Genomic DNA, 14,606 nt, shown 5'->3' on the forward strand with positions numbered 1-14,606 from the left:
AGCGATGGTTGTTCACGCAACGCGCGGAAACTCTCAGGTCCAATACAGAGCGGGGAGGAACCCAGCCGCTGTGGCGTACCCAAACGCTGCCCAAGTAATGGAGTTCCTTCGTGACGGTTAGTTCTGCCTCCACCACCTTCGTCGATCGGCATATCGGCGCCCGCCGCCAGGCCGACATTGAGACCATGCTCAAGTCCGTCGGCTACGACACCGTTGATTCGCTGGTGGACACCGCCGTTCCGAACGACATCCGCCAGGACGTTGCCCTCACCCTGGAGAACGCGCTGAGCGAAGTCGAGGTCCTCGCCGGGCTCCGCAAGCTTGCCTCGAAGAACAAGACTGCCGTTCAGATGATCGGCCAGGGCTACTACGACACCGTGACGCCCCCGGTGATCCGCCGCAACATTCTCGAGTCCCCGGCCTGGTACACGGCCTACACCCCGTACCAGCCCGAAATTTCGCAGGGCCGCCTCGAAGCACTCCTGAACTTCCAGACCATGGTTCAGGACCTTGTTGGCCTGCCGATCGCCAACGCCTCCCTGCTGGATGAAGCAACGGCTGTGGCTGAAGCTGTCCTGATGATGCGCCGCGCCAACAAGAACAAGGCCGTCCAGGATGGCAAGACCGTTCTTGACGCCGACTGCCTGCCTCAGACCATCGCCATTGTGAAGGGCCGCGCCGAAGCCCTCGGCTTTGAGGTTGAGGTTGCGGACCTGTCGCTCGGCCTCCCGGAAGGCGCCATCAACGGCGTCGTCCTGCAGCAGCCCGGCGTTTCGGGCCGCGTGTTCGACCACTCCGCTGTGATCGCTGAGGCGAAGGAACGCGGCGCGCTGGTCACCGTGGCTGCCGACCTCCTCTCCCTGACGCTCATCACCCCTCCGGGTGAGCAGGGCGCTGACATTGCTGTTGGTTCCGCGCAGCGCCTGGGTGTCCCGCTGTTCTTCGGCGGCCCGCACGCCGCGTACATGGCCGTCCAGAAGGGCCTGGAGCGTTCCATGCCCGGCCGTCTGGTGGGCGTTTCCAAGGACGACGCCGGTGTCCCCGCCTACCGCTTGGCGCTGCAGACCCGTGAGCAGCACATCCGCCGCGAGAAGGCCACGTCCAACATTTGTACTGCGCAGGCGTTGCTGGCCATCGTGGCCTCGATGTATGCCGTCTACCACGGCCCGGAAGGCCTGAAAGCGATCGCCGAGACCGCCCACGGTCACGCCCGCACTCTCGCAGCGTCCCTGAAGGCTGCCGGCGTCGAGGTCCTCCACGGTTCCTTCTTCGACACCATCACCGTCCGCGTCCCCGGCAAGGCGTCTGAGATCGTCGCCGCTGCCGAGGCCAAGGGCATCAACCTGCGCGGCGTTGACGCTGACACGGTGGGTATTTCTGTTGATGAGACAACTACATCCGATATTGTCGGCGGTCTCCTCGCGGTCTTCGGCGCTTCGGTGCTTGAGTCCGCAGATGGCTTTGCGCTTGAGGGCTCTGTTGAGCGCACGAGCGACTTCATGCAGCACCCGGTGTTCAACACGCACCGCTCCGAAACCCAACTGTTGCGCTACATCCGCAAGCTCTCTGACCGTGACCTCGCGCTGGATCGCACCATGATTCCGCTGGGTTCCTGCACCATGAAGCTGAACGCCACCGCTGAGATGGAAGCCATTTCCTGGCCGGAGTTCGCTTCGATCCACCCGTTCGCTCCGGATTCCCAGACCGAAGGCTGGCGTGAGCTCATCACCGACCTTGAGGCGCAGCTGACCGAGATCACTGGCTACGACCAGGTGTCCATCCAGCCGAACGCCGGCTCCCAGGGCGAGCTCGCAGGCTTGCTCGCAATCCGCGGCTACCACCACTCCCGCGGCGATGAGCAGCGCAACGTGTGCCTGATCCCGGCTTCGGCCCACGGCACCAACGCCGCCTCGGCAGTGCTGGCGGGCATGAAGGTAGTTGTTGTAGCTACCGCACCCGATGGCACCATCGACCACGTTGACCTCAAGGCCAAGATCGAGGCCCACCGGGACGCCCTCTCGGCCATCATGATCACCTACCCGTCCACGCACGGTGTCTACGACGCTGACGTCCGCGAAGTCTGCGACGCCATCCACGAGGCCGGCGGCCAGGTGTACATCGACGGCGCCAACCTCAACGCACTCGTGGGCCTGGCCCAGCCGGGCAAGTTCGGCGGCGACGTGTCCCACCTGAACCTGCACAAGACCTTCTGCATCCCGCATGGCGGCGGTGGACCGGGCGTTGGTCCGGTTGCAGCCAAGGCACACCTCGCGCCGTTCATGCCGGGAGATGCCGCGTCCTGGACCGAAGGCAACGACGTCCCGATCTCAGCTTCCCGTTTCGGTTCCGCCGGTGTGCTGCCGATCTCCTGGGCTTACGTGAAGCTCATGGGCGGCCAGGGACTCACCGAGGCCACCAAGTCCGCGCTGCTTGCCGCGAACTACATCGCTTCCCGCCTCAACGACCACTTCCCGGTTCTCTACACCGGAGAAGGCGGACTTGTGGCGCACGAGTGCATCCTGGACCTTCGTGAACTGACCGCGAAGACCGGTGTTACAGCTGAGGACGTGGCCAAGCGCCTCATCGACTTCGGCTTCCACGCACCCACCCTCGCGTTCCCGGTTGCCGGCACGCTGATGGTGGAACCCACCGAATCCGAAGACCTCGTGGAAATCGACCGCTTCATCGAAGCCATGATCACCATCCGCAAGGAAATCGACCAGGTTGCCCATGGCGACTTCGCCGTGGAGAACTCGCCGCTGCGCAAGGCACCCCACACGGCTGCCGCCGTCGTAAGTTCTGATTGGGACCGCGCGTACCCGCGCGAGCAGGCCGCCTTCCCGGTCCACCACCTCAAGCAGGACAAGTACTTCCCGCCCGTCGGCCGCATCGACGGCGCAGCCGGAGACCGCAACCTGGTCTGCTCCTGCCCGCCGATCGAAGACTTCGAAAACTAGGACGGTCCCGCAATGACTGAGAACTACACCGCCCTCTACGAAGAGCACAAAAAACTCGGCGCGTCCTTCACCGACTTCGGTGGCTGGCAGATGCCCCTCAAGTACTCGTCCGAATTGGCCGAGCACCACGCAGTCCGCAAGTCCGCAGGCCTGTTCGACCTCTCCCACATGGGCGAAGTCTGGGTCACCGGCCCCCAGGCTGCTGCTTTCCTGGACTACGCCCTGGTGGGCAAGATCTCCGCCATGGCCGAGGGCAAAGCCAAGTACTCGCTGATCTGCCAGGAAGACGGCGGCATCATCGACGACCTCATCGCGTATCGTCGCGGCGAGGACAAGTTCCTGGTGGTCCCGAACGCGGGCAACGCCAAAGTTGTGGCTGAAGCCCTGCTGGAGCGCGCCGCTGGTTTTGACGTGCTGGTTGAGGACGCTTCGGCCGAAACTTCACTCATTGCAGTGCAGGGCCCGCTCGCCGAAGCCATCCTGCTGCGCTTGGTTCCGGCCGAACAGCACGCACTGGTCACCGAACTGAAGTACTACGCGGCCGTTGAGGTCCCCTTCACGTTCGACGGCGGCACTCAAGACCTGCTGTTGGCCCGCACCGGGTACACCGGCGAAGACGGCTTCGAGATCTTCGTAGCCAACGGATCCGCGGCCGCCCTCTGGCAGGCCATCGCGGATGCTGCTCAAGAAGGCGAACTCACTCCTGCCGGCCTCGCTTCCCGCGACTCACTCCGCCTCGAAGCCGGAATGCCCCTTTACGGCAATGAACTCTCCCGCGAAGGCAACCCCTTCGCTGCAGGGCTCGGACCCGTCGTGGCGCTGTCCAAGGAAGGCGACTTCGTGGGCAAGGACGCACTGGCAGCCCTCAAGGCAGACGGGGCTGGCGCAACCAGCGGACGCAAACTCGTTGGCCTCAAGGGCCTGGGGCGCCGCGCCGGACGCGGACACTACCCGGTTCTCAAGGACGGCGCTGTAGTTGGCGAAGTGACCTCCGGCCAGCCCAGCCCTACGCTTGGCTACCCGGTAGCGTTGGCGTATGTCGACGTCGAGCACTCAGAGCTTGGTACCGCGCTGGACATTGACCTGCGCGGCAAGAGCGAGCCGTTCGAAGTCGTCGCACTGCCGTTCTACAAGCGCCAAAAGTAGGCCGGGGCCGTACTCGACGGGTCGCCTGAAGCCCGTCGGGTCCGGCATCCTCCGCGTGCTCGGTCGCGGGAACGCCCGCTGAGCGGACGTGACGCTTCCTTGGACGCACGCTTCCGGATACCGGTCCCGAAGGGGCCGCGTACCTCCGGAGCGACCGTTAGATTTAGACCACTCAACGTAAAGGAATCAGAATGCCCAAAGTAGCGCCCGAACTTCAGTACTCCGACGAGCACGAGTGGGTTTCCCGCGGCGAGGGGAACTCGGTGTCCGTTGGTATCTCCGAGGTTGCCACCGACGCGCTGGGTGACATCGTGTACGTTGACCTTCCCGAGGTTGGCTCCACGGTCACCGCTGGCGAGACCTGTGGCGAAGTTGAGTCCACCAAGTCCGTTTCGGACCTGTACTCGCCGGTCACCGGTGAGGTCACCGAGATCAACGACGCTGTCGTCGGCGACCCGGCCCTGATCAACAACGACCCCTACGGTGCCGGCTGGCTCTTCAAGGTCGCCGCTGAGTCCGAGGGCCCGCTGCTCTCGGCCGAGGAATACGCCTCCAAGAATGGCGGAGACCTCTCCTAAAGTCCCTCCCGACCGAGTCCGATCCGGGGGTTCGCTGCGGGTCGTGCCGTGCGCACGTCATGTTCTGCAGCTAGACCCCGAATTGGGCGCCGGGATGGCCCGAACGCTCGCAGGCAGCACCGGCCCACAAGGCGTAGCGTGGGATTGTAGAACTGAATAGTATTGCGACGCCGGGTTGCCGCCTTTGGGGGCCATCCGGCGTCGTGCTTCGGTCGCCTTCCGCCACAAGCGGGGGAGACCATCCGGCAGGACCATCTGCCGGACCGTTTCAAGCTGTATTAAGGGATCCCGACCATGGCTGTTGGTGTTTTCGATCTGTTCTCTGTGGGTATTGGTCCGTCGAGTTCCCATACTGTGGGGCCGATGCGGGCTGCCGCTGTGTTCGCCAGTGAGTTGAAGGACGCTGATGTCCTGGGCTCGGTGGCATCGTTGCGCGTTGATCTGTACGGTTCATTGGCTGCCACGGGACGTGGCCACGGCACGATGACGGCGACGCTGCTGGGTTTGGAAGGCTATCACCCCGAGCTGATTCTGCCTGACGAGGTGGAGGAGCGGCTCGCCACGATCGCTGAGACAGGTGTCCTGAACCTGGCGGGTGCCTCCGGCGACGGTGTTGAGCTGCCGTATGCGGTGGAGGACATGGTGTTGCATCCGTTGACGGTGTTGCCGCGGCATACGAATGGGATGAAGTTTGCTGTGTCCGATGCTGCGGGGAACGTGGTGGTGGAGGCGACGTTCTTTTCTGTGGGTGGTGGGTTCATTGTCCGTGAGGGTGAGGAGAACGCGGCTCAGCAGGAGTTGGAGGAGACGAAGGCGGAGTTGCCGTTGCCTTTTAGGACGGCGGCGGAGTTGCTGGGCCGGTGCCAGTCCAAGGGGTTGGGGATCAGCGACATCATGTTCATCAATGAGCGGGCGTCCCGGTCGGAGGAGGAGATCCGGGAGGGTCTGTTGCATATCTGGTCCGTGATGGAGGCTTGCGTTGAAACGAGTTTGAAGCGTGAGGGTGTGCTCCCTGGCGGGTTGCGGGTCCGTCGTCGTTCTCCTGATTGGTTGGAGCGGTTGCTGAAGGAGGATAAGGACCGGAACGATCCGAAGTATTGGCAGGAGTGGGTGAACCTGATCGCGTTGGCTGTGAATGAGGAGAATGCCTCTGGCGGCCGGGTGGTGACGGCTCCGACCAATGGTGCTGCGGGGATCATTCCGGCGGTGCTGTATTACGCGTTGAATTATGCTCCGGGCATGGACAAGGCCTCCCAGGCTGATAAGGACGATGTGGTGGTGAAGTTCCTGCTCGCTGCGGGTGCGGTGGGTGTGTTGTATAAGGAGCAGGCGTCCATTTCGGGTGCTGAGGTTGGCTGTCAGGGTGAGGTGGGTTCGGCGTCGTCGATGGCTGCTGCCGGGTTGGCTGAGGTGATGGGTGGTACGCCGGGTCAGGTGGAGAACGCTGCGGAGATCGCGATGGAACACAACCTGGGGTTGACGTGTGATCCGATTGGGGGGTTGGTGCAGATTCCGTGTATTGAGCGGAATGCGATTGCTGCGGCGAAGGCGATCAACGCGGCGAAGATGGCGTTGTGGGGTGATGGGACGCATCGGGTGTCGTTGGATGAGGTGATTGTGACCATGCGTGAGACGGGCAAGGACATGTCCCATAAGTACAAGGAAACCGCGATGGGCGGCCTCGCCGTCAACGTCGTCGAATGCTGAGTCTTTTTACTGTCAGTGCCTAGTGCCATGCTGTATCCATGAGCGGGGGATACAGCAGGGATTTTTTGCGGGCACGCCTTGAACTGCCCAGTCCGTCGGCAACGACGATTCTTTTGGACTACACCCACTTTTCCGTGCGTTTCCGGGCTGCCCGGAAGCTTGCGGCGATCGTGGGTGTCAACATCAGCGGTGCTGAACTGAATCCACTGGCCCGCGAGGGAACCTGGCATTTCGATGACAGGATCCCCAAGGAACAGCAGGCCGGCCCGGACGTCTATAAGAACAACGCGTTCGACCGCGGGCACTTGGTGCGGCGTTTGGATCCGGTCTGGGGTGATGCGGCAACGGCGAAGAAGGCCAACCAGGACACGTTTGCCTTCACCAACGCAGCGCCGCAGGTGGATGACTTTAACCAAGGCAAGGAACTGTGGGTGGGACTCGAGGACCACGTGCTGGGCCACGCCCACGCGCATGACGCCAAACTCAGTGTGTTCACTGGGCCGGTCTTCCTGGAGGACGATCTTCCGTACCGCGGCGTCCAGATCCCGCGGAAGTTCTGGAAGATCGCGGCCTGGACCAACGACGCCAAGCTTGCCGCCGTCGGGTTCGTCCTGGACCAGTCGCCGCTACTGGGCAAGGTTGATCTGAAGAGAGCCATCGAGACGCGGCTCCTGGAAGGCGAACCGCCCCCGCTGGGTCCGTTCCGGACCTTCCAGGTCCCCATTGGGCAGATCGCGGACCTGACAGGACTGAGTCTCAGCAGGCTCACCAACGCGGACCGTCTTGTCAGCGGCCAGCGCGAACTGGGCCAGCAACCGAAAGCGATCAAGCTGGAGAGCGCGGACCAGATCCGTTTGTAAGCACCTCCAAGAGCACGTTCATCCTGGAAGAGCAGCCGATTTTTCCCGGCCCGATAGACTTGGAGCTGCATGTCCGCATGCGCACCACGCTTTTTGAACACTGCACCAAAACCCTGAGATTGGACACGGCCACCTTGCGAGAATTTACCGCCCGCTTTGCCACCGCCGAAGAAATCGATAACTGGGACAAACACGTCACGGCCAATCCGAACGGCGGCAACATGCTGCAATCGGACGCCTACGCGGCAGTCAAGGACGGCAACGGCTGGCTGGTCCGCCGACTTGTGGTGGAGACCGCCGACTACGCCAGCTACAACCTGCTCCTGGAGAAGAAGTTCCCCGTCATGGGCCGGCTCTGGTACCTCATCAAGGGGCCGGACGCTGCTGCCGTGGAGGACATCACCTCCATGCTCAAGGCCATCGCCGCTCTGGCCAAGGAGCAGAAGATGAACGTCTTCGCCATCAAGATAGAGCCCGACGTCGTGGAGTCACCTGAGGCGGTGACGCACCTGAAAGCGGCTGGCTTGGTCAAGGCCCCGAACATCCAGTCCAACGACTCGACGGCGATACTGGACATTTCAGCTCCGGCCAATGAAGTACTCAGGAGTATTTCCTCACGCGCCAGGAACGCAGTCCGCAGGGCGGAGCGTGAGGGGTGCGAGGTCCTCCAGGCTGAACCCGGCCACGACACTTACCGCAAGCTCTACGCGCTCATGCAGAACACCATGAATGCCAAGGGGGACATGCCGCTGCGGAGCTACGAGTACTACTCCACGTTCTGGGAAGAGTTCAGCAGCCGGGGCCAGGGTCACTTCTTCTTCGTTCACGAGGATGGGGCTCCGAGCGTTGGCGCTTTCGTCATCAATTATGGTTCCAAGGCGACGTACAAGGACGGCGGTTCCACCCAGAACCGCAAGCAGTACGGTGACTCACACTTGGCGCAGTGGGCTGCGATCCAGCGCATGCAGGAGCTTGGCTGCGTGGAATACGATTTCTGTGGCACCCCGCCGGCAGCACGGATCAAGGACAAGTCCCACCCGCTCTATGGCCTGGGATCCTTCAAGACGAGCTTTACCAAGACCGTCACGGACTTTGTGGGTTGTTACGACCTCGTGCTGGGACCCGTCCGCTACAAGCTGTGGCTCAAGGGTGCTGAGCGCATCTTCCGTCGTCTGGAAACCATGCGCACCGGCGGCCAGTTCTACTGACGGCCAGTTATCGGCAGCAAGCAAACTTCAGGCCCGCCCCGGCCACCAACGGGTGCAAATCTACTGTTAGGTGAGGTATTTTCTTTGACTCCGATTGAGGCTGGAACCGCCATGGAATTCGTGATTCTCAGTGACGCTGATTTCGAGACGTTTGCCAAGGGACACCCCCAGGGGAGCTTCATCCAATCCATGGACCTGACCCGCTTCCAGCGCGCCCGTGGTCAGGAAGTGGAACTCTTCGGGGTCATGCAGAGCGGCAGCCTTGTTGCCGCAGGAAAGCTCGTCTACACGGCAAACCGCTTCGGCTACAAGGTGTGCGACTGTGCCAAGGGGCCACTGATGGACTACAGCGACCCCGCGGTGGTGAGCTTCGTCGTCGAGCAGTTGAAGAAGCACGCGGCTTCGAAGAAGGCCGCGGAACTGCGGATCTCGCCCAACATCCGGTACATCGCACGGGACGAAGAAGGTGCCGAGCACCCCGAGGTGGAGGACAACCGTCCCCTGCTGAAGGAATTCGAGGGCTTGGGTTTCAAGCACCAAGGCTTCGACATGAACTTCGCCAACATCAACTGGATGTTCATCAAGCAGCTCGACGGGATCGCCGATTCCGAAGAGCTGATCATGGGCATGAACTACCGCACCCGCAAGGCCATCCGGAAAGCCGAAAAGAACGGCGTTTACCTGGAACAGGCCACGCTGGAAACGCTGGACGACTTCTACAACGCGCTGAGCACTGCCGGCGACGAGAAGGGCTTCACGTACCGCGAACGCGAGTACTACGAGCAACTGCTCCGCAACACCTCGGACGAGTTCACCAAGCTCATGATGGCCAAGATCAACATCCCCGAGTACCGGGCGTCCATCACCGAGCGCCTGAACGCTGAATCAAAGACCCTCGCAGACCTCAAACGTGAAGTCGAAGAGACTGGCAGCAAGAAGAAGGCCAACCGCGTCAAGGTAGTCCAGGATCTCGTGGACAGCTATGAGCGCAGCCTCAAGGATATCGAACGCTTCCCGGACTCCGTAGGCGTGGCGACCGTGGCTGCCATCCACTTCGCATGCTCGGGCGACGAACTGGTGTGCGTCATTGGCGGCACCGTGCAGGACTATATCTACTTCAACGGCGCTACGTCCCTGTACTGGGGCATGATGCTGCACGCGCTCAACAACGGATACTCGCGCTACAACTTCTACGGCACGTTCGGCATCCAAGGCCAGGACGAGACCGGCCACGGCGGCTACGAATTCAAGAAGGGCTTCGGTGGCGAGGTAGTCCAGCTGGTGGGGGACTTCGTCGCACCAGTGAACCCGCTCGTCTTCAACGCCTACCGCGTGGTCAGGAAGCTCGCAGGAGCCGCCCAGACAGTGCTGGGACGATTGCCCCTTGAGAAATTGCCAGTAGTCCGAAACCTGCGGGGGAACCGCTAATCAAACAAGTCAAGGGAGGATCACCGCGTGACTGAACGCCCCGAGGGGTCCGCCAGCCGACCCCATACCGACGGCTTGCCCAAGACCCAACCGCTGCGCCCGTCGCAGGTCCGGCAGAACGTTAACGCCAAACGCATGCTCATGCGCTTGGTCCAAGGCGATAGTCCGCCCACCGCCCCCATGAACATCGTGGATCGGCTTGCCGGGAGTCCCTACGCCAACCCCACCATCCAGGTGGTGGGTGTGGATGCCTCGGCCCGTAAGACCATCGACTTCGCCCTGCATCTGGCAGAGGTCATGTTCCGGTACGGGGCCGGTGCCCTGGAAGTCGAGACGAGCATGATCGCCGTTACGGCTGCCCTTGGCTTGAAGAACGTTGAAGTGGACATCACCAACCAGTCGGTGGCCATCAACTACGCTCCCAAGGACCAGACGCCCATCACGCTGCTCCGCGTGGTGCGCTCCTGGACCAACAACTACGCCGGCCTTGCGCAGGTCCATCAACTGGTCACGGACATCGTGGCCGGGGGAGTGGGGCGCGACGAAGCCGTGCGCCGGTTGAACGAGATCATCCGCAGCGCCAAGCCCTTCCCGCGGTGGATGGTCACCATGGCCTTCGGTGTCTTTGCCGCGGTTTTCGTGGGCGTGCTGGGCGGCGGCATCGGCGCGTCCGCGGTAGCGTTCGGCTCCAACATCCTCATAAGCCTGCTCTCCCGCCAACTCGCCAAGTGGCGGACGGCGGACTTCTTCAACACCATGGCGTGCGCGTTCCTGGTCACGTTCATCGCGCTGATGTTGCGTTGGGCGGGTGTGGACATTGCTCCATCCATTGTGGTGGCCGGCGGAATCCTGCTGCTGCTACCCACAGGCCGCCTCGTTTCCGCCGTGCAGGACGCCATCAACGGCTTCCCTGTGACGGCTGCTGGACGGTTTCTTTCCACCGCACTGACATTCGGTGCCATCGTGGCTGGTATCGGCGTCGCCGTGGTGGTCGGAACGCTGATCGGCAGCGAGGTCCTGGACGTCACGGACACATTCCCCGATGCGTATCCTCTCTGGGGCCGGGCGATTCTTATCGCCATCGCAGTAGTGGCCATCGGTGTGACCGAGCAAACGCAAATGCGACTGTTGCTTCCGACGGCGGCAGTGGGGTTTGTGGGATTCTTCGTTTTGTGGGGGGCCGGGGCAGCCGGCCTCGGCGACCGCTTGTCGCCCGCCGTAGCCGCAGTGGTGATCGGTCTGTTGGGCAGGGTCGTGGCGCTCAAACTGGGTGCACCACAGCTGGTGGTGGCCGTTCCTGCTGCGCTGATCCTGTTGCCCGGCCTCACCATATTCCGGTCGATGTATGTTTTGACCGTCGAAGAAGGAGACATCCTGGCGGGTGCTGGTGGCATGCTCAACGCCGGTGCGATTGTGTTGGGTGTGGCCGCAGGCATTGTCCTGGGCGACAACCTTGCCAGGCCGCTCACGAAGGGCCTGTCCAGCAATGAACGGCGCAGGGTCAGACGCCGCTAGCGACCCGGTTAATGCCGAACGGCGCCGCCATGAGGCGGCGCCGTTCGGCATTACGGACTAAATCTAGATCTGTCCTACGGGAAGTTTCTTCTCGGCTTGGAAGACTTCCTCCACCCGACCCTGAGCCCAGTAACCGGACAGAGACACTTGGGAACGTTCCAAGCCCCGCTGTGCAAAGAAGATCTCCCGGAGACCCTTCATGTACCCCCGCTCGCCGTGGGCGAAGACATCCACGCGTCCTGGCAACCATTCGGTGTTGCGGAGGGCTTCCAGCAGCAAATCACTGGATCCGGCAGGTACGCCGCTGCGCTGCAGCCAGTGCAGTTCAACGCCTTCGGGAGAGGATATTGGCAGGATGTCGGCCTCACTGTCTACCTCAAGGAAGACTGTCCCGCGGGCGTCGGGAGCAAGGGCCTCGACGCAGGCCGCTATGGCCGGAATCGCGGCGTCATCGCCGGCGAACAAGTACCAGTCGGCGTCAGGGGCGGGGTTGTAGCCGCCGCCCGGGCCCGTGAAGACCATGGAGTCGCCGGGCTCGGCTGCGGCTGCCCAAGGACCGGCCAGGCCTTCGTCGCCGTGCACCACGAAGTCGATAGCCAACTGTTGGGCTTCCAGGTCCACCCAACGGATGGTGTATGTCCGGGTGTGCGGCCACTGCTCGCGGGGCATGGTCTCGCGGATGGCCCACAGGTCCAGGGGGAGCTCGTAGTTGATGCCCGGCTGCGGGAAGACAATCTTGACGTACCGGTCCACGTACTCGTTGTTCACGTAATCGCTGAATCCAGGTCCGCCGGCCACGATCCGCACCATATGCGGTGAAAGGTGTTCCCTCCGCAGAACAGTCAGGTTGACCTGGGGGCGGGTTTTGCGTGTGGCGGACGAGGTGACGGGGAGAGCAGTCATATAGGTAAGCCTAAGCTAATTGCCTGCACGCCCGCTGGGTATGAGTCGAAGGTTACAGGACGGGCAGTTCCCAATTGATGGGGTCAGCGCCCCGGGCAACCAGCAGTTCGTTGGTCCGGCTGAAGGGTTTTGAGCCGAAGAATCCGCGGGAGGCGGACAATGGGCTCGGATGCACCGAGACGATGGACGGTGCGCCGCCCAGCAGCGGTACGACGCCCTCAGCGTCTTTGCCCCACAGGATCGCCACCAGCGGGCTTTGGTGGCCAGAGTCGTCGGTACGGTTGGCGACGGCGGTGACTGCCGCCGTCGTGATGGCTTCCCAGCCCTTACCCCGATGCGAGCCGGCTTTTCCGGCTTCCACGCTGAGGACGCGGTTCAGCAGGAGGACGCCTTGGTCCGTCCAGGCGCTAAGGTCGCCGTGGATCCGGGGCGGGAGGCCAAGGTCGTCGTGAAGTTCGCGGTAGATGTTGGCGAGGCTTCGCGGAATGGGGCGCGTTTGCCGCGACACGGCAAAGGAAAGTCCGACGGCGTGTCCCGGCGTCGGATACGGGTCCTGGCCCAGGATCAGTACTTTGACGTCGGCCAACGGCTGGCTGAAGGCGCGCAGGAGATTCCGGGCCGAAGGAAGAACGTGGGCGCCATCGGCTGCCCGCCCGGCGACATACGCCAAGGCATCGCGGAGTTGGCGTTCCACGGGGCGCAGTGCCTGTGCCCAGTCGGGTGCCATCAGTTCCTCCAAGGGGCGGTCAACCAGCGCCGCAAAGCCTGGATCCGCCACGCCCGCAGGTTCAAGGTCAAACAGTGCATCCTCGCCAGTCACTACGCCATTGTGCCCCGCGCGGCGCCGGCCGGGCGAATGACAGCGTTGTTATTCGCCCGTAACATAGGGGTAGGACATTTTCCCCAACAAGCGTCGAAGGAGTGTGCCGTGGCTGAACCAGCACCGGAACCGATGGCGTCGCAGGCAACAGGCTTTGCCCTGGAAGACCTCGCGGCCGGGACGCGCAGTGACTCCCCGCTCAGTGAACGGGATCAGCAAATGTTGGCCCTGGAGCGGCAATGGTGGAAATACGCGGGCGCCAAGGAACAGGCTATCCGTGAACTGTTTGATCTCTCCGCCACACACTATTACCAGATCCTTAACGCGCTGATCGATACCGAAGACGCGTTGGCCCACGATCCCATGCTCGTCAAGAGATTGCGTAGACTACGTACGTCCCGCCAGCGTGCGCGGACGGCACGTCGTTTGGGGTCCGACGCGTAAATCGCCCGGCTGATCTGTCAGCAGCTACCAGCAAGGACAACGCTTCACCATGACCAAATATGCCAAGGACGAATTCGACCAGGTCCCGCAGAACACTTCCCGGCAGGGCGTTCACCGCGACGCCCAAGAGACCACCCGCCCCACCTTGTGGCCGGTCCTGACCGTTGGTGCTGTTGCCTTGGTCCTCGGATTGGTGGCCTTCCTGGTCCTTCCGAACCTGGGCGTTGTGGCCCCCGGTGCCGCGCCCAGCGTGACGACGCCGGCGCCGCAGCAGACTGACGCCTCGCCTTCGCCAGCACCGAGCGAATCCAGCAGTGCACCGTCAGCTTCAAGCGAACCGAGCCCGTCAGGCGTTCCGTCCGAGACGTCATCCGCAGCCCCGGTGGACAAGACCACGCCGGTGGCCGTCTACAACGGTGCCGGTACTGCAGGCCTGGCAGGCCGGGTGGCTGGCCTTGTCGAGGGTGATGGCTGGGCGCTGAGCACTGTGGGCAACTGGGGCGGTATCCCGCAGCAGACGTCCGTCATCTTCTACAACGCTCCCGCGCAGAAGGCCAACGCCGAGGCTTTGGGAACCCTGCTGGGCATCCAAACGATCGTTGAATCTCCCGATGTCCAGCAGCCGCTGGTTGTTGTGGCGGGGCCTGGCTACCAGTAGATTCGGGGCCTGGGAGGGCAGGAAAGCCCCAACTCGGTTAAGCCTCAATAACAAAAGTGTTGCCCTGCCCCTCCACGCGAGCGCTGTGATAGTGACAGTGGTTACAGTGGATTGATTCCGGTACGGAGATCCCGGCAACCGGACTTGGCTACTGCGAAAGTGTGGGCATCATGGCATTGGGAACCGTCAAATGGTTCAACGCCGAAAAAGGCTACGGCTTCATCACTGTGGATGAATCCGGCGACGACGTCTTTGTACACTGGTCGGCTATCCAGATGGATGGCTTCCGCGCCCTCGAAGAGGGTCAGCGGGTTGAGTTCGAATTGGGGGAGGGCCAGAAAGGTCCGCAGGCCGAAGGCGTCCGCGTCGCATAGCCCGCGGG

13 protein-coding genes are annotated in these 14,606 nt (G+C 62.7%); 11 read left to right on the top strand and 2 right to left on the bottom strand.

Going from position 1 to position 14,606, the window contains the following annotated elements:
* Window positions 1-110: 110 nt before the first annotated feature.
* The 8 genes from gcvP (at window position 111) to N7568_RS03915 (ending at window position 11,399) form a co-directional block, all read left to right on the top strand.
* A complete protein-coding gene (gene gcvP, locus N7568_RS03880; RefSeq protein WP_261608597.1) occupies window positions 111-2,957 on the top strand; it encodes an aminomethyl-transferring glycine dehydrogenase in 2,847 nt (948 codons plus the stop codon).
* Between the two features lie 12 nt (window positions 2,958-2,969).
* Window positions 2,970-4,103 carry a glycine cleavage system aminomethyltransferase GcvT gene (gene gcvT / locus N7568_RS03885; RefSeq protein WP_261608598.1) on the top strand — a complete coding sequence of 378 codons (1,134 nt, stop codon included), beginning with the start codon at window positions 2,970-2,972 and terminating at the stop codon, window positions 4,101-4,103.
* A gap of 191 nt (window positions 4,104-4,294) precedes the next feature.
* Entirely contained in the window at window positions 4,295-4,681 is a 387-nt protein-coding gene (gcvH, locus tag N7568_RS03890; protein WP_089593885.1) for a glycine cleavage system protein GcvH, read from the top strand.
* Between the two features lie 294 nt (window positions 4,682-4,975).
* Window positions 4,976-6,388 carry an L-serine ammonia-lyase gene (locus N7568_RS03895; protein ID WP_261608599.1) on the top strand — a complete coding sequence of 471 codons (1,413 nt, stop codon included), beginning with the start codon at window positions 4,976-4,978 and terminating at the stop codon, window positions 6,386-6,388.
* A gap of 38 nt (window positions 6,389-6,426) precedes the next feature.
* Window positions 6,427-7,248: a DNA/RNA non-specific endonuclease gene (locus N7568_RS03900; RefSeq protein ID WP_261608600.1), complete on the top strand. Its 822-nt coding sequence runs from the start codon at window positions 6,427-6,429 to the stop codon at window positions 7,246-7,248.
* A gap of 119 nt (window positions 7,249-7,367) precedes the next feature.
* Window positions 7,368-8,456 carry a lipid II:glycine glycyltransferase FemX gene (locus N7568_RS03905; protein WP_261609021.1) on the top strand — a complete coding sequence of 363 codons (1,089 nt, stop codon included), beginning with the start codon at window positions 7,368-7,370 and terminating at the stop codon, window positions 8,454-8,456.
* Between the two features lie 111 nt (window positions 8,457-8,567).
* Window positions 8,568-9,884 (top strand): aminoacyltransferase, encoded by a 1,317-nt coding sequence (locus N7568_RS03910; RefSeq protein WP_261608601.1) that lies wholly within the window; start codon window positions 8,568-8,570, stop codon window positions 9,882-9,884.
* 27 nt (window positions 9,885-9,911) lie between these two features.
* On the top strand, window positions 9,912-11,399 hold the full coding sequence (locus N7568_RS03915; protein WP_261608602.1) for a threonine/serine ThrE exporter family protein: 1,488 nt from the start codon (window positions 9,912-9,914) through the stop codon (window positions 11,397-11,399).
* A gap of 63 nt (window positions 11,400-11,462) precedes the next feature.
* Here N7568_RS03915 and N7568_RS03920 read toward each other — a convergent pair whose 3' ends face one another.
* Together N7568_RS03920 and N7568_RS03925 are read right to left on the bottom strand one after the other, a co-directional pair.
* The gene (locus tag N7568_RS03920; RefSeq protein WP_261608603.1) at window positions 11,463-12,302 is read right to left on the bottom strand and encodes a siderophore-interacting protein; all 840 of its coding nucleotides are present in this window, start codon (window positions 12,300-12,302) and stop codon (window positions 11,463-11,465) included.
* A 52-nt stretch (window positions 12,303-12,354) separates the two neighbouring features.
* On the bottom strand, window positions 12,355-13,122 hold the full coding sequence (locus N7568_RS03925; RefSeq protein WP_261608604.1) for a uracil-DNA glycosylase: 768 nt from the start codon (window positions 13,120-13,122) through the stop codon (window positions 12,355-12,357).
* A 108-nt stretch (window positions 13,123-13,230) separates the two neighbouring features.
* Between N7568_RS03925 and N7568_RS03930 the strand changes: the two genes are divergently transcribed.
* From N7568_RS03930 to N7568_RS03940, 3 genes are all read left to right on the top strand, one after another.
* On the top strand, window positions 13,231-13,566 hold the full coding sequence (locus N7568_RS03930) for a DUF3263 domain-containing protein (protein ID WP_439898955.1): 336 nt from the start codon (window positions 13,231-13,233) through the stop codon (window positions 13,564-13,566).
* A gap of 49 nt (window positions 13,567-13,615) precedes the next feature.
* Window positions 13,616-14,224 (top strand): LytR C-terminal domain-containing protein, encoded by a 609-nt coding sequence (locus N7568_RS03935; RefSeq protein WP_261608605.1) that lies wholly within the window; start codon window positions 13,616-13,618, stop codon window positions 14,222-14,224.
* A 170-nt stretch (window positions 14,225-14,394) separates the two neighbouring features.
* Window positions 14,395-14,598: a cold-shock protein gene (locus N7568_RS03940; protein WP_011773737.1), complete on the top strand. Its 204-nt coding sequence runs from the start codon at window positions 14,395-14,397 to the stop codon at window positions 14,596-14,598.
* Window positions 14,599-14,606: the final 8 nt, after the last annotated feature.

This window comes from Paenarthrobacter aurescens (assembly GCF_025421775.1).
Lineage (GTDB): Bacteria > Actinomycetota > Actinomycetes > Actinomycetales > Micrococcaceae > Arthrobacter > Arthrobacter aurescens_B.

Bases quoted from the DNA above. Each gene is read 5' to 3' on its own strand.
- gcvT (WP_261608598.1), top strand. From the start codon at position 2,970: ATGACTGAGAACTACACCGCCCTCTACGAAGAGCACAAAAAACTCGGC.
- N7568_RS03910 (WP_261608601.1), top strand. From the start codon at position 8,568: ATGGAATTCGTGATTCTCAGTGACGCTGATTTCGAGACGTTTGCCAAG.
- N7568_RS03940 (WP_011773737.1), top strand. From the start codon at position 14,395: ATGGCATTGGGAACCGTCAAATGGTTCAACGCCGAAAAAGGCTACGGC.
- gcvH (WP_089593885.1), top strand. From the start codon at position 4,295: ATGCCCAAAGTAGCGCCCGAACTTCAGTACTCCGACGAGCACGAGTGG.
- N7568_RS03935 (WP_261608605.1), top strand. From the start codon at position 13,616: ATGACCAAATATGCCAAGGACGAATTCGACCAGGTCCCGCAGAACACT.
- N7568_RS03920 (WP_261608603.1), bottom strand. From the start codon at position 12,302: ATGACTGCTCTCCCCGTCACCTCGTCCGCCACACGCAAAACCCGCCCC.
- N7568_RS03900 (WP_261608600.1), top strand. From the start codon at position 6,427: ATGAGCGGGGGATACAGCAGGGATTTTTTGCGGGCACGCCTTGAACTG.
- N7568_RS03895 (WP_261608599.1), top strand. From the start codon at position 4,976: ATGGCTGTTGGTGTTTTCGATCTGTTCTCTGTGGGTATTGGTCCGTCG.